The organism is Acutalibacter muris (genome assembly GCF_002201475.1).
Classification (GTDB): Bacteria; Bacillota; Clostridia; order Oscillospirales; family Acutalibacteraceae; genus Acutalibacter; species Acutalibacter muris.
Window position 1 is genome coordinate 2,657,193 of the sequence record NZ_CP021422.1, and the last position, 17,025, is coordinate 2,674,217.

Annotated in this window: 17 protein-coding genes; 5 read left to right on the forward strand and 12 right to left on the reverse strand. The window is 58.0% G+C overall.

The genetic code is table 11. The features are described from left to right. Positions 1–9: 9 nt before the first annotated feature. Entirely contained in the window at positions 10–2,448 is a 2,439-nt protein-coding gene (fliD, locus tag ADH66_RS13475; RefSeq protein ID WP_066539663.1) for a flagellar filament capping protein FliD, read from the reverse strand. A gap of 198 nt (positions 2,449–2,646) precedes the next feature. Here fliD and ADH66_RS13480 point away from each other — a divergent pair, with 198 nt between their 5' ends. After that, positions 2,647–3,402: a ParA family protein gene (locus ADH66_RS13480; protein ID WP_066539657.1), complete on the forward strand. Its 756-nt coding sequence runs from the start codon at positions 2,647–2,649 to the stop codon at positions 3,400–3,402. Between the two features lie 74 nt (positions 3,403–3,476). After that, positions 3,477–4,187: a late competence development ComFB family protein gene (locus ADH66_RS13485; protein WP_066539655.1), complete on the forward strand. Its 711-nt coding sequence runs from the start codon at positions 3,477–3,479 to the stop codon at positions 4,185–4,187. A gap of 60 nt (positions 4,188–4,247) precedes the next feature. On the opposite strand, the gene ADH66_RS13490 is transcribed toward ADH66_RS13485, so the two are convergent. The 11 genes from ADH66_RS13490 to ADH66_RS13540 all read right to left on the reverse strand — a co-directional run bounded on the left by ADH66_RS13490 (position 4,248) and on the right by ADH66_RS13540 (position 14,209). Beyond that, positions 4,248–4,496, reverse strand: coding sequence for a carbon storage regulator (locus ADH66_RS13490; RefSeq protein ID WP_066539653.1), 249 nt, complete (start codon positions 4,494–4,496; stop codon positions 4,248–4,250). Continuing rightward, positions 4,490–4,942, reverse strand: a complete 453-nt coding sequence (gene fliW / locus ADH66_RS13495) for a flagellar assembly protein FliW (protein WP_066539651.1) — start codon at positions 4,940–4,942, stop codon at positions 4,490–4,492. Before fliW ends, ADH66_RS13490 begins: the two co-directional genes overlap by 7 nt. A 15-nt stretch (positions 4,943–4,957) precedes the next feature. Further along, entirely contained in the window at positions 4,958–5,575 is a 618-nt protein-coding gene (locus ADH66_RS13500; RefSeq protein WP_066539650.1) for a DUF6470 family protein, read from the reverse strand. 41 nt (positions 5,576–5,616) lie between these two features. Continuing rightward, on the reverse strand, positions 5,617–6,720 hold the full coding sequence (locus tag ADH66_RS13505) for a hypothetical protein (RefSeq protein WP_066539646.1): 1,104 nt from the start codon (positions 6,718–6,720) through the stop codon (positions 5,617–5,619). 47 nt (positions 6,721–6,767) lie between these two features. After that, positions 6,768–8,576 (reverse strand): flagellar hook-associated protein FlgK, encoded by a 1,809-nt coding sequence (gene flgK / locus ADH66_RS13510; protein ID WP_066539643.1) that lies wholly within the window; start codon positions 8,574–8,576, stop codon positions 6,768–6,770. 109 nt (positions 8,577–8,685) lie between these two features. Then, on the reverse strand, positions 8,686–9,141 hold the full coding sequence (flgN, locus tag ADH66_RS13515) for a flagellar export chaperone FlgN (RefSeq protein ID WP_066539641.1): 456 nt from the start codon (positions 9,139–9,141) through the stop codon (positions 8,686–8,688). A 2-nt stretch (positions 9,142–9,143) separates the two neighbouring features. After that, positions 9,144–9,452: a flagellar biosynthesis anti-sigma factor FlgM gene (locus ADH66_RS13520; protein ID WP_066539639.1), complete on the reverse strand. Its 309-nt coding sequence runs from the start codon at positions 9,450–9,452 to the stop codon at positions 9,144–9,146. Between the two features lie 156 nt (positions 9,453–9,608). Continuing rightward, complete coding sequence (locus ADH66_RS13525) at positions 9,609–10,655, reverse strand: protein-glutamate methylesterase/protein-glutamine glutaminase (protein WP_066539637.1); 1,047 nt, start codon at positions 10,653–10,655, stop codon at positions 9,609–9,611. Positions 10,656–10,698: 43 nt separating this feature from the next. After that, complete coding sequence (locus ADH66_RS13530; protein WP_084384470.1) at positions 10,699–11,541, reverse strand: CheR family methyltransferase; 843 nt, start codon at positions 11,539–11,541, stop codon at positions 10,699–10,701. Further along, a complete protein-coding gene (locus ADH66_RS13535; RefSeq protein ID WP_084384469.1) occupies positions 11,528–12,025 on the reverse strand; it encodes a chemotaxis protein CheW in 498 nt (165 codons plus the stop codon). The genes ADH66_RS13530 and ADH66_RS13535 overlap by 14 nt, the downstream gene beginning before the upstream one ends. Before the next feature lie 105 nt (positions 12,026–12,130). Continuing rightward, positions 12,131–14,209 (reverse strand): chemotaxis protein CheA, encoded by a 2,079-nt coding sequence (locus tag ADH66_RS13540; RefSeq protein WP_066539635.1) that lies wholly within the window; start codon positions 14,207–14,209, stop codon positions 12,131–12,133. Positions 14,210–14,446: 237 nt separating this feature from the next. Here ADH66_RS13540 and ADH66_RS13545 point away from each other — a divergent pair, with 237 nt between their 5' ends. Genes ADH66_RS13545 through ADH66_RS13555 form a run of 3 tightly spaced genes read left to right on the forward strand, consistent with a single transcriptional unit; the run spans position 14,447 to position 16,897 of the window. After that, a complete protein-coding gene (locus ADH66_RS13545) occupies positions 14,447–15,871 on the forward strand; it encodes a hypothetical protein (protein WP_084384468.1) in 1,425 nt (474 codons plus the stop codon). Next, positions 15,852–16,253, forward strand: a complete 402-nt coding sequence (locus tag ADH66_RS13550) for an EscU/YscU/HrcU family type III secretion system export apparatus switch protein (RefSeq protein ID WP_084384467.1) — start codon at positions 15,852–15,854, stop codon at positions 16,251–16,253. The genes ADH66_RS13545 and ADH66_RS13550 overlap by 20 nt, the downstream gene beginning before the upstream one ends. Positions 16,254–16,264: 11 nt before the next feature. After that, positions 16,265–16,897: a PilZ domain-containing protein gene (locus tag ADH66_RS13555; protein WP_066539633.1), complete on the forward strand. Its 633-nt coding sequence runs from the start codon at positions 16,265–16,267 to the stop codon at positions 16,895–16,897. Positions 16,898–17,025: the final 128 nt, after the last annotated feature.

Below are 17,025 nucleotides of genomic sequence, written 5' to 3' on the forward strand. Positions count from 1 at the left end.
ATATATTCATCAGCCGCCCATCATGCCGGACAGCGCGGAGCTCTGAGAGTTCATCTGGTTTATGAGCATTTCCAGCCGTGTGAACTGGTTCGTGTAGAAGTCTATGCGGTCGCTCATCTTATCCTGCCACTTGTCGATCTGCTTTTGCAGGCTGTCTATCTTGTCTTGTATCTCGTTGTCGCTCAGGGAGTAGCTGGAAAGGGTGGTGCCGGCCTTCTTCACCAGGATTCCGGGGCTGCCTATGGAGGTCTTGCCGTACATCTCCAGGGTGCTCTTCAGTCCGGCCATTATGCCGTTGGAGGACGCCCCCGTGGAGGTGCTGGCGGTAAAGGCGTTCTTTACCTTGTCGGGGTCGGAGTCCAGGGCGCTGCGCAGCTTCTCCTCGTCCAGGTTCAGGGTGGACAGGCCGTTAGAAGAGGAGTATTCCACACTGAGGCCTATGCTGCGAAGGGCCGCGCCTATCTCCCCGGAACTCTGCACGGACTGGGTCAGCCGGGTGTACAGGTTCGACAGGTCGCTGTCGCCAAACAGCAGGCCGGTCTTGGCCTTCTCCTCATAGCTCTTGATATAGCTCTCGCTGTTCTTGGATATTTCGTCCTCAGTCAGGGGGAGATAGTCGTTGCCCTTGCTGTCCTGTAACGGCATGGTGCTGTAGGCGTTGTGCAGCTCGGTGACCAGCTTGTTATAGTCCTCTACAAAGGCCTTTACGGTGTCGACTATCTTATCCGAATCGGAGGTGGTGGTAAAGGTTATCTTCTCCGAACCCTCGTCAAAGGTGCCCTTCAGGGTGACGGACAGGCCGTCCAGGTCGACAGTGTTGGAGGAGCGGGTCAGCTCGAGCCGCTCGCCGTTGACGGTGGCTACAAACTCCGCGTCCTTGCCCTTGGTATAGGTGCCCTTGATATCCGGGTTGACCTCGGCCTTGTCGTCCGCAATTTGGGAGGAATCCACTCTGCCAAACAGCGCCGTGCCCAGCGTCCCCCCGATATCTATCTTACTGTCCGCCCCGGTCTCCTTAGCCGTAAAGGCGAAGTTGCCGGTCATGGAGGAGTATTTCAGCTCGACCCCGGCGTCGGAGCCGTTTATCTTATCCATCACGGTCTGTATGGTGTCGTCCTCGCCGAACTGGAGCTTGGTGCCGTTTATCTCAATGGTGGCAACCTTCGCCGCCTTGTCGGCGCTGTCGACATAGTCGCCGTCCGCGTTCGTGGCCGCCTCGGTAAACAGGCCCGCCGCCGAATCGCCCAGCACCTTCTTGAGGGTCCAACTGGTCTGCAGCGTGGTGCTGTAGCCGCCCTCGCCCAGGCCCAGGGCGTTATTCACCGCGTCGCTGCCGCCCTTGATCGTCAGGGTGGAGCCGTTGTTCTCGGGGCCGGTGAACTTCAAGGAACCGTCAGCGTTGGCCTCCACCTTGACCTTGCCGTTGAACTCGCTATTAAGGCGCTCGTTCAGCGCCGTTGCAAAGGCTTCGCTCTTCTCCTGCTCCGTGCCCTTTGCGGTGTTCTTATATGTGTCGCTGTTGAAAATATCCTCAAGCTTTATGCTCTTTGTCTTTCCGTCCAGGTTCACATAGATGGTCTGGTCCTTTAGGTACTCCTCACGCCCGACGCTGTCCACCAGGTCAGCCTTCTTCACCGGGGCCTTTGACACCGCAAGGCTGCCGCGCTCGGTCTCCTCGAATATCTTCTCCATGCCCTCGCCGGACACGCCGGTTATGCGGAAATTATTGTTCTTTTTGTCGTTTATGACAACCCTGCCCGTAGCGTCCACAGAAGCCTCCAGGTAGTTGTCCGCCGAGTTGGAGCCGCTGCTGGTGGTGATCTTCGCCTCCTTGAGCTTCGCGTTGATGGCGTCGGCCATCTCCTGGGCGGAGTTAAAGACCTCGTCCTCGCCGAAGCTCAGCCTGATAGTGCTGCCGCTCTTCTTGTCGCCGCCACCGTACTCAAGGGTTATGGAGCCCGCCACCTTGCTGGTCTCCACATTTTTGTTCCACTCTATCTTGCTGGTGTCGGACCCTTTATCCACCAGATGGTTCGTGCCGACAGTATAGCTTGCGGCCTCGGCCAGCTGCTTAATTGCGTCGATAGACACGTTGCTGCTGCTCTTCCCGGTGGCGCTGACCTTGGCGGCGTTGGCACCGTTTGCCACGGTATTGATGGCCTTGGAGAAGAAGCTGGAGCTGAACAAATTCGTGCTGCTGGTATAGGAGGTGTACTTATTCAGCAGGTTGTTCATCTGGGTGATAAGGCTGCGGTACGCATCCTGTTTCCACTGCATCTGGGTCATCTTCTGCTGCAGCGAGGATATCTTGGTCTTATACCCCGCAACGCTGTTTTCAATCATCGCTTCGGTGTCCATGCCGCTGGCAAGGCCGCTTATAACGTTGCGGTTGCCGTAAAGGCTGCTGGTGCTGCTGGTGCTGTTCATTAAACTTGTTACAGAAGCCATTGATTTCACTCCTTTTTTGTGGTAACATATCTTATAGAAGGGACGGACAGGCTGTTTTTGTGGGCGATCCCCCGGGAATAATTCCCATGAAGAAAAAACCTGACAAAACTTTTAGGAACTTCTATATTTATATCGACATTAGTGTGGGAAAGATAAGAGCTTTCCGCGAAAATTTTGCATTTTGAGAGGGGCCTTCCTATGGAAAAAATCATTGCCATCACCAACCAGAAAGGCGGCGTCGGCAAGACGACCACCGCGCTTTCCCTTATCAACGCCCTGCGCCTTAGGAACTACCGGGTCCTGGGCGTGGACCTGGACCCACAGGGCAGCCTGGGCTTTTCCGCCGGGCTTGACATCGAGAACTCGGACACGGTTTATGAGGTGATGAAGGGCACGGCGGAGGTCCGTGACGCGATAGTCTCCACGGACCTTGGGGACATACTGCCCTCAAACATACTGCTGTCCACCGCCGAGCTGGAATTCAACGCCCCCGGCCGGGAGTATCTTTTGAAGAACGAGCTGGACAAGGTGGAGAGCCGCTATGACTATATCATCATCGACACCCCCCCGGCGCTGAACGTGCTGACCATCAACGCCTATGTGGCCTCAGGGGCTCTGATAATCCCCATGGCCCCGGAGATCTTAAGCCTTCTGGGCATCTCCCAGATACGGGACACCATCAATACGGTGAAGAAATATTACAACCCGGACCTTCGGGTGCTGGGCATCCTGCTGAACAAGTATAACCAGCGCCTGACCCTGAACCGGGAGGTGCTGGAGCTCTCCGGCGAGATTGCCCGTAAGCTGGACACCAAGGTGCTGGACACCAAGATACGCACAAGCGTCGTGGTGGCCGAGGCCCCCGCCCACGGGGAGAGCGTGCTGTCCTATGCCCCCCGCTCCAACCCGTCCCAGGATTTCCAGGCGCTGCTTGACGAGCTTATGAGTATCTGATATAATGTACGTAAAACGCACCTTCGGAGTTTTTGTGATATATACAGATAACGTCCCCGAAAGGAGAAAATGCTATGGCTAATACAAAAAATTCCCGATCCAACAAGACCGCCCATGTGCTGAACCTGCTCACCGAGCCCGGCGAGGCCTCGAAGGAGCCCGCGCGCACCCCTGCGGCCGCCCCTGCCCCTGCCCCCACCCCGGATAACTCCGAGGAGGTGGCAAGCGCCATCCGCGACGCCCTTGAGGAGGACCTGCTGTCCGAGCTCTCTGAGGAGACCCCCGTCCCGGCGGAGCCCCCCCTGGCGGCAGAGTCGCCCGAGCCTGAACCCGCCCCGGCAGAAGAAGAGCCGGTACCGGAGCCAGAGCCGGAGCCCCTTCCAGAGCCCGAACCCGAGCCCGAGCCGGAGCCTGTAAAGGCGGCGGAACCCCAGCCCCAGGAGCCCCCCCAGAAGGCAAATCCCATGGAGGACATCACCTATATCAATGTGCTGCAGGCCCTGGTAGAGGACAAGGTGGACAAGTATATGAAGCAGTTCAAGATGTGCGCCTGCCGCCGCTGCCGCACCGACGTGGTGGCCCTGGCCCTGACCACCCTGCCCGCAAAGTACATTGTGGTGCCCGAGCACGAGAGCGTGCCCATGCTCTCCATCTATGAGAGCCGCTATGGCGCGGCGGTAACCGCCCAGCTTATCGCCGCCTGCCAGAAGGTGTCGGCAAACCCCAGGCACTCCGGCGAAAGCGACGGGCGGCTGCGCCTGGGCGCGCCGCGCCGGGAGGACTGACCCGCCGGGCGGCAAAGAATAAGTGATAACGAAGAACGCGGAGCGAAAGCTCCGCGCTTTTTATTCGCTTTCCCCGGGCTTCTCCCTCAGCATTGAGAACGCCGCGATAAGCTCCTGGGGCATACTCTTTTCGTCCGCGGCCTCCCGGTTCTCGCGCATGGCGTTGGCCAGCTCCGCACGCAGCACGGCCACCTCCTTGGGCGCGTCAATGGCCAGCTGCACCTCTTTATCCTTTGTGGCGATAACGGTCACCTTGACCCCCTCTCCGATGAGGAAGGACTCCCCCGCCCTTCTGCGCAGGATCAGCATGACGACCCCTCCCCCGCCTGGAACTCGGACAGAAGGTGCTTCATTCCATACTCATCAGTATCAAGGATCACCTGAGCCCCGGTCTGGGTCTCGTCGTTGATGGCCACCGGGCATTTCATATTCACCGTGCTGGTGGAGACCGGGTTTTTCACCACGCAGAGCACATAGTAGCACAGCTCCCGGCTGTCCTTCACGCCCAGCCCCTCCAGCTCCTCGGGCTGCAGCACTGGCGCGTACTCCAAATGCAGGGCAAAAGGATTCATCACCACGAAAGCCAGCTGGGGGGTCGCAACGCTCTGCAGGCAGAGGAGTGTTCCGTCGCTGCCGGAAAAGGGCAGGAGCACAAACTCCTTCTCCTCCTCAAAGGCAAAGATCCCCTCCGGAAAACGGATAACGTCCTCCTCCCCGTAATCTATCTCGCCAAAATACTTTGTCGAAAGCTTCAAGCTATCCCTCCTATATCAGGCGCGCACATCCACCGGCTCATAATTGGGGTCGGCCGAGGGCGGGACATACAGCGCGCCGCCTACGTACTTGATGATGACCTCGGGCCGCTGGGTCACGGAGAACTCGATGTCCCCGGGCACGAACTCAAAGCCTTGGCCGCCGGTCTTCCAGTCAAAGTTCAGCTTATCCATCTCATAGCGTATCTGCATCTGCCCGGGCTCCCAGTCCAGGTCTATGCCCCCCTCGGGCAAAAAGCCCAGCCCGAACTCGTCCAGGCTGCGGCCCAGATGGGCGTCCTGGGTCTCCTGGGCAAAGTGGGTGATAAGCTCCTGGCCAAGCTTCGCGTCCATCACCAGCTGGCCCCGCTTGGCGTAGGTGGCCGTGGCCTGATAGGCCGCCTGCTTGCCCGCCTGGGCCGCCTGCTTCACGCTCTGGGCGGTGGTGGGGCGGATGGAGCTCTGGGCCTGGAAGGAGTCCACGTTCAGCTTTATAGGCCTGCTCTTAATATTCAGGCCCCCCTTGTCACGGGATATCTCCACTTCGGCGGTGCCCCTGGAGTATACCAGATGGGCATTGGTGGTCTTCATCTCGATTTCGATAGGTACGGTAGTGATCTCAATCAACGGTCCCACAATAATCCTCCTCCTTCAGTAATATGGCTAAAAGGAATCGCTTAATTCATATAGTCTATCAGCGACTGCGACAGGATATTGGTGCCTATGCGCAGCGCGGCGTTATAGGAATACTGTGCCCACATCAGCGCGGTTATGGCTTCGGCGGGGTCTATATCCTCGATACTGACTATCTGCTCGTTCATGGAATCATCCAGGGACTCCAGCCGCTCCTGGTTAGTGTTCACGAAGGTGGCCCGGGTGTCAAGCTCCACATAGTTGGCGTGTATCTCATTGAGGGTATTTTTAAGGCCCGTCTCCAGCGCCTCGGCCATCTGCTGGCCGGTAAATTGATTACCGTTGCCATCGGTATAGGTCTTGTTCGGGTCATAAGCCCCGGTGTTCGGGTCGCAGTCGCAGAATATCTGGCCCATCTGGTTCAAAAGCGAGATTATATTGTTGGGTACACTGACAGTCTTGCCGTCGTTCAGCTCAACCTCCTGATAGCCGTACCCGGCATACTCCGCGCCGTTCAGCGCCGTGTCAAAGCCGCTGGCCTCAATGAACTTGCCGTCATTGGGGTCCTCCTGCATACCCATGCCCAGGTCCACAAAGGTTTTCTCGTTCTCAATGGAGTTTTCAAACCAAGCATCATCTGCGCCTCCAGCCTTACAGTCCACCGGGTGGCCCCGGTAAAGGACCTCGCCGTTTTGTCCCCAGCTAAAGGGCACCGTCGCGCCGTCCGCGCCGGAGAAGATAAAGTTTTCACCGTACTGGGCGTTCATGGTCTGCATCACGGACTCCGCCGCGCCCTTCATAACTTCGCCCAGGGCGTTGCGGCCGGGGGCGTTGGCGGCGTTGAACCCGATCAGGGCCGAATAATCGCCCAGCTTCACGCCGATGTCCTGATAGGTGTCCTCAAGGCAGTCCCAGGCCTGCTGGAACTTGTGCCGCACCTGCTTGGAGTTCGCTATCTGGTTCTCCACGTTCCAGCGGTTGCGCCGCAGCTGGAAGGCCTGGGCGGCCTTGGTGGGGCTCTCGGCATAGGAGTTGAAGTTGCGCTCGGTGGTGACCTTTTCGCTGACCTTCGCCAGGTTATTATAGGACTTCATAAGGTTGGTCTTATACTTGGTCATCATACCGTTTGTGGTTATGCGTTGTACCATATGCTGTCACTTCTTTCTTTATCTAAAATTTATCTGATCTATCTCCATCAGCGCCCGGCTATCCCGGTGCCGTTAATAAGCTTATCCAGTATCTCGTCAAGGGTCGTCAGCAGACGGCAGGAGGCGGAATAGGACTTCTGGAACTGCATCATGCTGATGGCCTCGTCGTTAAGGTCCACGCCGGAAACGGACATCCGACCAAGGTCCAGCTCCTCGGCGGAGGAGTAGTAATTGTCCAGCACCTCCATGGTGGTTTTCTTGTCGCCGCCCAGGTTATTGTTGATGTACGTGAGCATCCCCTGCAGGCTGCCGCTGAAGAAAACCGTGTCGCTGTTGGCCGGGCTGCCGGGCCGGGGGTTATGGTTATCCGCCAGTATATCGCTGGGTTTAAAGTCCTGGTTCGCCTGCATCTGGGCGATAAGGTGTATGATATTGTCGTTGGCGGTGCTCAGGCCATTCTTCGCCGGGTCACGAGTCTGGATAATATGCGCCTCCTCATGGGACCAGCTGTAGGAAATGGCGATATTGCTGGCGGTAATGCCGTTGGGGTTATCCCCGTCGCCCTCGCTGCTGAACAGCACTCCCGCGCCGTTAATAAGGGGCTTGCCGTCGGCCCCAAGGAGGGGCTTTCCATTGGCGTCAAGCAGTGAGTTTCCATCCTTATCGGTGGTATTCGCCTTATTAAATATCTCCGCAGTCTTTCTCGCCAGCGCGTCCAGCACGTTCTGATAGTACCTTATGCCCCGCTTTGTGGTGGCGGCGGCGTCCATCGTCACATCCCCCGCCGGCGAATACTCGCCGGTTTTTGTGAGCATCTCCCGCTGAGCCTGTATGGTGCCGCCCTTTAGCTCCTGATCGCCTATCTTATAAATCTCCCCGCCGGGCTTGTTCTTGGCCATTTTCTGGCCCAGGTTGTTCTCCAGCACGGAGATCTGCAAACGAAGATAGGGGTCCTCCTCCCCGCTCCCGGGCTTTGTGGGGTCCTCCTGCACGGATATCTGGCCGAAGTACACGCCGTCCACCAGCACAGCGTCGCTATTGCCCTTCAAGGTGATGGTCAGCTTCTCCACGGTCATGCCCGCGCCGATGGACTCGTCGGAATACTTCACGTCGATGGGGATAAGCTTCGACAGCTCGTCGATAAGCACGTTGCGCTGGTCCCTAAGCTCCAGGGCCTGCTGGCCCCTTTCGCCTATCATGCCCTCCTTGCGCTCTGCGTCGCTGATGGCGCCGCTGCTTATCTCCGCCTTTTTGATGGACTCGTTGAGCTCCCGGATACTCTTGAGGATACTGTTGACCTTGCCTATGTTCTCCTTGAACTCCTCCGTGGTGTCCTTCAGGACCCTGTCCAGCGCGTCGGCATAGGCATGGAACTTCTGCACCATGCTCTGCGCCGCGCCCCGCACGGAGGCGTCATAGGACTTATCTCCGGCGTGCTCTGTGTTCATCACCTGCAGCTCTTCAAGGAGCTTGTTGAACTGCAGCTCCAAAACGCCGCCGTCCTCCTCGCCCTTGCCCACCTCGTCAAAGATAATGGAGAGCCGCTCTAATATGGAATATTTGCCCTCATAAAAGCCCACCTGGGCGTTCTCGTTCCTAAAGCGGATGTCCAGGTACGGGTCCCTAAGCTGGGACACGCCGGTGGTAAGGGCCCCGGCGCCCACGCGCACGTCGAACTGTGACGCGTATACGTCCGCTCCGCCTATATACAGGGCCCGCTGGTCCAGGGACTGGCGGGTATAACCCACGGTATTGATGTTGGAAATGTTGTTGCCGGTGACCTCCATGGCCTTTGACGAGGCCATTATGCCCAGCCTGGCCATTGTAAAGCCGCTGAACGTGGAAACAGTGCTCATAGTTATCGTCCTCCCTTATGATTGGGGTATTGCTGTGGTATATGTGTCGAACCTCAATAAGGCGCGGCTTTTCCTTTGCCCGCACCCTTTAAATGGACTTTCCCGCGCCCTAAGCCCTAAAGTCCGTCTTCATTCTCGGCGGCGGCTCGCCCTTATCCCGCCGGGGCGCCGGCTGGTTCTCCGGGAGCATTCGCTCTATATCGTGCAGCGCGATCTCCATGGTGACCCGGGCGGCCTCGGACGCGCTGTGGAAAACTGTATAGCGGTTCTGCACACGCTCCACCGTTTTCCTGGCCCGGTCAAAGAGCTCCGCCGGATAGTTCTCCGCAAGCTTCGACAGGGGCACGCCCTGAAGGCCCATTTCAGAAAGCATCTTCTCGCGCTTGATATCCATGCCCCGAAGGGTCATGCTAAAGACCTGTTCCTTCTTCATCAGGCTCTCCACCGTGACAAGATCGCCGACGCGGGCCGCTTTATTCTTCGCCTTGGTGACCTCGGCCATCTGTTCAAGGGTATCGGCCAGTTCCTCAAGGTATTGCAGGTAGTCCTCATAAACCTGGCTCAAGCTCAGACCTCCCCCATCAGCAGAAGCTTTTTGGCAATACTTCTCGCATCCACCTGGTACTGGCCGCTCTGCACCTCCTGACGAAGGGCGTTCAGCGTGCCGGTGGTGGTGGCCGTGCGCACCTCCTGTGAGAGCTTCCCCTGCAGCTCCATCTTCATGGGGTCCTCGCCCTCCCGGGTGGACAGGGTCACCTGGTCAAACTTCTCGGCAGAGGGGCCGGGCTTGACGGGGCTGCCGCCATAGCTGCGGGGCTGGTTCACCCTCCTGGAGCCGGCGGGACTGATGGGGTTGATATTGGACATATTGATCATTTGACATCCCTCTTTTCTGGTTGGGGGGTATGGTTTTCGATTCCTCTAAATAAAATATCGGATGAGCCCCGGAAAAATTAAGGGGTCCTCCGATATTTCTTCAACTTTATTTATTCTATATATTGTGGTCCGGCTGCTTCAGCCTCAATTTTTGGCTTACTTGCCGGCCTGAAGGCTTCTTAGCAGCACGCCTGCCACACGCTCTATGCTGGCCTGCTCGCACACCGCGCCCTTTTCATAGGCCACGCCGGGCATACCGTATACCACGCAGGACTCCTTATCCTGGCCGATAGTGTAAGCCCCCCGCCGCCGCATACGCAGGAGCCCCTCGGCCCCGTCGGCGCCCATGCCCGTAAGGATTATGCCCATCATCTTGCAGTGCACGTTTTCCGCCATGGACATAAACAGCGCGTCCACCGAGGGCCTGTGGCCGCTGACCTTCTCCCCGGGCGTGCAGGAGACGTAGTATTCCCCGGCCGGGTTGCGGTTTATCCGGCACTGTAAGTCCGCCGGGGCCACAAGGGCCAGACCCTTGTGCAGCTTGTCGCCGTTCACGGCCTCCCGCACCTCCATCTGGCACAGGCGGTCCAGCCGCTCGGCGTACATCTTTGTGAACCCCGGTGGCATATGCTGCACTATCACCATGGCCGGGATATCCGCGGGCAGGCGCTTCATCACCTCGAGGGTGGCCTCTGTGCCGCCGGTGGAGGCTCCAAGGCCGATTATGTACTGCTGTGACCCCCTTATGGGCCCAACCGTCGCCGGCACGGGCAGCTCCGGCACAGCCACCGCTCCCACCTTGGCCGGACGGCGCACCTTTGCGTGGGAGGCCTCTATCACCGCCTCGGTAAGGGAGCGCACGAACTCGTCCCGGCTCTGCACGCCGTCGGGCTTGCGCACAAAGCCCACCGCCCCCGCGTGCAGTGCGTCAAAGACCCGAAGGTTCAGCGACGACGCAAGCACCACCGGCAGCGGGTGCTGGGGCAGTATCTTCTTTAAAAACTCAATGCCCGTTATACCCGGCATCTGCACATCGCAGGTCATAACGTCCGGGTTCAGGGACTTTAGCTTATTCTCCGCGTCTATAGCGTTGATGGCGTAGCCCGCCACCTCGATGCGCGGGTCCTTTGCAAGGCCCTCCATAATGATCTTCCTGGCGATGATGGAGTCGTCCACCACCAGGACCCTTATCTTATTTGCCAACTTCTTTCCCCCCTGTGATTCTTGAAAAATCGCGCCCGGTCCTTCAGCGCTTCTGGAATATAGAGGTCGCCACCCGGGTATAGGGCGTGTCAGGCGGCAGGTTCTCAGCCTTGCTGATGATCAGATACCCCCCGGGCACTGTGGCGTCGAACATTCTCCGGGCAAGGGCCGACTTGGTTGGCTGGTCGAAATAGATCATCACATTCCGGCAGAAGATCACGTCGAACTTCCTTTTAAAATGTATGGGGTCCATAAGGTTGAACTGCTTAAAGATGACGTTCTGCTTTATCTTTGGCGCCACCTCGAACATCTTGCCGCCGACGGGCTTAAAATAGTTCTTTCTCCACTGGGGAGGTATGGTGTCCGGCAGCTCGTATATCCCCTTCTTGGCCTTATTGAGGGCGTCCACGGAGATGTCCGAAGCGAGCATTCTGGTGTCCCAGGCCGAGGCCTGGCCGCCCAGGTGGTCCATTATGTACATGGAGACATTGTACGGCTCCTCCCCCGAGGAGCAGGCCGCGCTCCAGATGGACAGGCACTTGTCCCTCTGGTGCCTGCGCACTATATCCGGGAGTATGGTGCTGGTGAAATAGTCAAAGGACTCCACCTCCCGCATGAAATAGGTATAGTTGGTGGTAAGCCGGGAGAGCAGCTGGTTTATGTCGTCCCCGGAGCCCTTTTTCAGCAGATAGTCCACATACTCGGTGAAGCTGTTATAGCCCATGCCCTTCACCGTGCTGGAAAGCCTGCTTGTAACCAGTTGGCGCTTCTGGTGCAAATCTATGCCGTATTTGCTCTGCACAAAGCTCACAAGCCGGTTAAAGTCTTTGTCCGTGATCACCATGGAGGTTGCGGCGGCCGCGGACGTCTTATTACTGGTGTCCATACAGCAGCTGGGTGCAGTCCAGCACCATAAGTGTTTTCTTGCCGCCGGGCAGGCTGTACATACCCGTCACCATCTTCTGGGCAGTCATGTCGCTCTGGTGGGGCACGGGCAGGATATGGTTCTTCTGGATGTCAATGGTCTGATCCACCTCGTCCACCATGATCCCAATCTGGGTTCCCTCCATATCCAGAATAACCGTGCAGAACTTATCCTCCGGCATACAGCCCGTCATCAGCCTGAAATCCACGATGGGCACAATACCGCCGCGCAGGTTCATGACCCCCCTTATGTCCGGGGGCAGCATTGGCAGCCAGGTGATGGAGGTCTCCCACTGGGTGAGCATCTCCTTTACATACTTGGTGTCAACACCGTAGTAAATACCGCCGGAGAGGAAAATCAGATACTTGTCGGTCTCGACCTCCACAAGATCCTCGCCCAGGGCCAGCGTGGCTGCGTCTGTTGTCATTTCAGTCATATTCTCCATACAGCGCAAATCCTTTCCTATTGCTTTTATGTCTTGCTAATTTTATACTAAAAGGCACCGTACTTATTATATCAAACGACTTCGGCGTTTGCAACCCCAAAGTCCTCAGCCCTCCTGAGAGGCGGCGTAAATGCTGGCCACGTCCAGTATGATGCTGATGTCGCCGTTGCCAAGGATTGTACAGCCGGTAACGCCGTAATTCCTGATGCCATAGTTGTTCACATAGTCCGGCAGGGGCTTCACCACCACCTGCTGCTCCCCTATGAGCTTATCCACGAACAGGCAGAAGGAGTTGTCGCCCGACTCCACCCAGAGGATGATGCCGTCGCCTATCTCGTCGTAGCCCTTCTCCATCTGGTAGAACTCCTTGGCCCGCACCACCGAGTAGAAATTGTCCATGACCCGGAGCATCTCGCCCTTGGTGGCGTCGTGTATCACATCGCCGCTATCCATCTTTACGATGGAGCGGATATTGTTGATGGGCACCGTGAACACCGAGTCGCCCACAGAGACCTCCATTCCGTCCATAATGGCCATGGTAAGGGGTATCTTCAGGGTGGTGGTCATGCCGAAGCCCTTCTCGCTGGTAATGGTGACCGTGCCGCCCACGCTCTCCACGTTGGACTTCACCACGTCCATGCCCACGCCGCGCCCCGAGTATTCGGTGACCTCGGTGTTGGTGGAGAAGCCAGGCATCAGAAGGAAGTTGAGTATGTCCTTGTGGGAGTATTCCATGCCCGGCACCGCCAGCCCCTGGCGCAGGGCCTTGCCCAGAATCGCGTCATCGTCGGCTCCCTGGCCGTCGTCAATGACTTCTATAATGACCTCGCTGCCGGTGTGGCGGGCGGAAAGGGTTATCCTGCCCACCGGGTCCTTGCCGGCGTCTATGCGGTCCTGGACGTTCTCCTCGATGCCGTGGTCCATGGAGTTGCGGACAATGTGCATCAGCGGGTCGCCGATGCTGTCCACTATTGTCTTGTCTATCTCGGTCTCCTCGCCCTCAAGGACCAGGTTCACCTCCTTGCCCAGCTTCTTGCTCATGTCCCGGACAATACGGCGCATCTTCTGGAAGGTGGCGGAGACGGACACCATCCGAAGGGACATGGACACGTCCTGAAGCTGGTCGGTAAGGCTGCGAAGCTGCCTTGCGGCGCTGGTGAAGTTATCAAGCTTTAAGCCCTCCAGGTCCGGGGAGGCCGTGACCATGGACTCGGTGATGACTATCTCCCCCACCACCGCGTTCAGCTCGTCGAGCTTTGAGAGGTTCACGCTGATAAGGCTCTCCTTCTGGCTCTTCTGGTTATTGTTATTCCCCTGCTGGGCGGCCTGCTGGGGGGCGGCGGGCGCGCTCTGCTGGGCGGCGGCCTGCTGGGGGGCAGGCTCTGCGGGCTTCGGAGCTGGGGCCTCCGGGGCCTCGGGCTCCTCATACTCGAACAGGTTATAGTTGCCTATAGAGCCCGCGTCCTTCACCACGGCCAGGGCCTTCTGCCGAAGCTCGTCGGTAAGGAAGCGCAGGGAGAAGCCCTCGTCCACCACTATGGCCGCAGTCTCCGCGTTGCTGTCCACGTCCGCCGGGTAGTAGTCAAAGTCGTTCTCGCTGTCCATTGTGTCCTTCACGGCGCTTGCCAGCATAAAGGCCCGCAGGTTTTCCATGCCCGCGCCCTCGTCGAAGAACACCTGTATTCCAAAGGGGAACTGGCTGCTGCCGTGGCTCTCCGGGCCCTCGGCCTCCTGGGCCCCGGGCTGGGCGGCAGCTTCGGCCGGCTCCTCTTCCTCCTGCTTGCCCTGAATTTTATTTGAAAAGCTATTAATATTCGCCATTATGTTGTCGATATCATCTGTGAGGCTTTCTCCGTTCTCCAGCTTCTCCACCTCGGCCTTGAAGTAATCGATGGCCTGGAAGATAAGGTCAAAGAGTTCGGGCCTTAGGTCCTCCGCCACGGCCTCCATGCCCTTGTCCCGGATTATGAAGAACATATCCTCAATGCGGTGGGCGACCGTCATAAGGTTGTCGAACTCCATCATTGCCGAAGAGCCCTTTATAGTGTGCATAATACGGAATATCTCGTTCACGTCCTCCTGGGAGAAGGTCTTGCGATCCTCCGCGCCCAGCACCATCTCGTCAAGTGATTCCAAAAGCGTGTTCATCTCATAGAGATAGGCTTCCATCATATCGTTGGCCATACCGTTTCCACCTTTTCTGCATAGATTGCCGGGCGCCTATCTGCCCCAGCCCCTTTATTATAGCACAGGCCCGCACAAAAACGCAAGCCCTCTGGATTAGTATTCGGCCGTGCAAATTAAAAAATAATAGATACTGCGGTTTATTCTTGCCTTTTGGCAGATTTTATTATAAAATAGAGAGGCCACCACTAAATATCCACTTAACTTTCATATTATAGAAACACAGGAGCAGATAATATGCCTGAGATCTTGCGTCCTACAAATCCCGTCCCGGGGTATGACAACGTATCTGGGCGGCAGCCCATAAACCCCCAGGACCCAAACACGAATATACGCAATATAGTGGACCCCAACCGTGTCACCCGTGGGGACCAGCGCAGCGACCAGCAGCAGGCCGGGGACGCCTCCGTGTCCCATAGGGTGCGGTACGAGTCGAATTTCCTCACCTTTTTGCAGCGCATGGCAAACTCCCCGGACTCGGCCTCGGCCATGCTGCGTCTTTTGCAGGGCCAGGGGCTCCAGGTCTCGTCGGGCATTACGGCGGGGCTTGCGGAGGAGCTCCAGGCCTTTCTGGAGATGCTCAAGATGGACGAGGCGTCGCTTACGAAATTTCTCCAGAACCAGCTGCAGAGCGGCCAGCGCTTCGGCGGGGCCCTGTTCGCGGCTTTAAGGAACGCCTTCAACACCTCCCAGTCCGAGATGTTCCGCACGGAGATACTCCAGTTTCTGCGCCAGTACAGCGACTGGTCCTCCACCGGGCACCTGGAGAGCCGTATGCTTCGCACCCTCTACGACATGACCCGGTCCCTGCCCTCCCACTGGGCGAACCAGCTGACGGACCTGGCGGCGCTGATGGAAAACGGCATTGCCGCCCGGGACCGGCAGGGGAACCTGGACCTTTTGCGGGGCCAGGTGTTCCCCCTTATCTCGGACTATGTGCGCCGCACCCACGACCACGGCATGGCAAGAGGGCTTCTCTCTATGCTGACTTTGGACATAGTGCGCTATGAAAACGGCAGCGAGAGCTCCCTTATACAGGCCTTTCGGCACCTTGGGAACTATAATATCTTCAAGGCGGATCTGAACGGCCTTTCGGACGCGGATATCCTGCGGCTGCTCTCGGACACGGAATTCAGCAAGGCCTCGAAGTCGGACAATTTCACCCAGCGGTTTATAGACCTGGCCCAGCGCTCTCTTCAAGGCGAGGGGGGCACGGCGGCCCAGGATATATTCCGCAGCCTTATGAGCTCCATACTGATAAACGAGAGCGTATATATGCCCCTGCAGCACCTGATGCTGCCCTTCCGGTGGGAGGACAAGGCGGTGTTCTCCGAGATGTGGGTGGACCCGGACGCGGAGCACTCCGGGGGGCAGGAGGCCCCCGCCCCCCGGCTGCTGATAAAGATGGACGTCGAGGGGGTGGGGCCCTTCGACCTGGTGATAGACGGCGCGGGGGGAAAGACCTCGCTTATGGTCTCCTGCCCCCAGGAGGTGGCGGTCTTCTCCGGGGATATCAGCCGGGACCTGACGGATATCCTCACAAGAAACGGCCTGTCCCCGGGAGACGTGCGGGTGTCGGCCATGAAGAAGCCCATAAACATTTCCGACGCGTTCCCAAATCTATTCCAAGAGGTGAAAAGCGGTGTCGACGTCAAGGTCTGATGAACCCCGGCCCACCCGCCAGCGGGCGGTGGCTTTGCAGTACGGCGTAAGCGATTCTGCGCCGGTGATAGTGGCCGCCGGCATGGGCCATCTGGCGGAAAAAATCCTGGACGTGGCCCAGGAAAACGGCGTGCCCATATACGAGGACAACTCCCTTGCCACCATCCTGTCCCAGCTGAACCTTGGGCAGCAGATACCCGAGGAGCTGTACCGGGCGGTGGTGGAGATATACGTGTACTTTTTAAACTTCGACTTTAACCGCCAGTCCCAGGGGCTCAGGCAGCTTCGCAGCCTGATACCGGGCGGGGGCCGTTCTCACCCGCAAGAGGAGTCCGGCGGAGAAACCGGCAGTCCCGGGGGCAGTAACCCCCCGGAGAATTAGGAGGTCAACCCATGTTGTTTTTTAAGAAAAAGGAGAAGGCGGCCAAAAACGCCACCCTCTGCGTGCTGCTGGACAGCAACACCTCCCGGGTGCTGGCCCGGGGGTATCTGGAGGGGCCCGCCGACGGCCTTAATATGCAGATAAACGTCACCGAAGGGGACGCCATGGCCGTGGTCAGCACCGATCATGTACAGATAGTCCCCGCCGACGAGGAGATGAGCCCAAAGCTGGGCCATGTTATACACTATCAGGGCACCCGTCTGGTGCTGGAGCCCCTTAGGGAGCTTGTGGGGAACACCGTGCGCGCCAACCTTAGGATGCCGGTGGACTTCGATACCTTTATCTATCCCACCGACGGAACCCCCGGCCGCTGGCGGGCCCGGGGCAACGACCTGAGCTGCGGGGGCATAAGCTTCTATACCCAGGGCGTGTTCCAGGTGGGGGACATAATAGAGATCGTGGTGCCCATCACCCGGGGCGGGCCGCTGCTTTTAGGCTGCGAGCTGCTGCGCACCAATGTGATGGACGACGGCTCCCGGTTCTACGCGGCAAAATTCACCGAGGTCTTAAACGAGCAGGAGAGTATGCTAAGAGAGGCCGTTTTCAACGTGCAGCTGAAAAGCATACAGCGCTCAAGGCGGTAAGCGGGGCCCTGGAAATTTTCGGTAAATATGCAAAACCTGTTGCATTATCTTAAATAATGGAATAAAATCCAATTATAAGGTTATTTCGGAGAGGAGGGGGAGGCCCATACCCTGGAGGTCCGTTCGGT

Excerpts from the sequence above, each read along its gene's own strand:
- fliD (WP_066539663.1), bottom strand. The coding sequence starts at position 2,448 with ATGGCTTCTGTAACAAGTTTAATGAACAGCACCAGCAGCACCAGCAGC.
- ADH66_RS13490 (WP_066539653.1), bottom strand. The coding sequence starts at position 4,496 with ATGCTGATCCTGCGCAGAAGGGCGGGGGAGTCCTTCCTCATCGGAGAG.
- ADH66_RS13555 (WP_066539633.1), top strand. The coding sequence starts at position 16,265 with ATGTTGTTTTTTAAGAAAAAGGAGAAGGCGGCCAAAAACGCCACCCTC.
- flgK (WP_066539643.1), bottom strand. The coding sequence starts at position 8,576 with ATGAGCACTGTTTCCACGTTCAGCGGCTTTACAATGGCCAGGCTGGGC.
- ADH66_RS13535 (WP_084384469.1), bottom strand. The coding sequence starts at position 12,025 with ATGGAGAATATGACTGAAATGACAACAGACGCAGCCACGCTGGCCCTG.
- ADH66_RS13540 (WP_066539635.1), bottom strand. The coding sequence starts at position 14,209 with ATGGCCAACGATATGATGGAAGCCTATCTCTATGAGATGAACACGCTT.
- ADH66_RS13545 (WP_084384468.1), top strand. The coding sequence starts at position 14,447 with ATGCCTGAGATCTTGCGTCCTACAAATCCCGTCCCGGGGTATGACAAC.
- ADH66_RS13485 (WP_066539655.1), top strand. The coding sequence starts at position 3,477 with ATGGCTAATACAAAAAATTCCCGATCCAACAAGACCGCCCATGTGCTG.
- ADH66_RS13505 (WP_066539646.1), bottom strand. The coding sequence starts at position 6,720 with ATGGTACAACGCATAACCACAAACGGTATGATGACCAAGTATAAGACC.
- ADH66_RS13480 (WP_066539657.1), top strand. The coding sequence starts at position 2,647 with ATGGAAAAAATCATTGCCATCACCAACCAGAAAGGCGGCGTCGGCAAG.
- ADH66_RS13530 (WP_084384470.1), bottom strand. The coding sequence starts at position 11,541 with ATGGACACCAGTAATAAGACGTCCGCGGCCGCCGCAACCTCCATGGTG.
- ADH66_RS13520 (WP_066539639.1), bottom strand. The coding sequence starts at position 9,452 with ATGATCAATATGTCCAATATCAACCCCATCAGTCCCGCCGGCTCCAGG.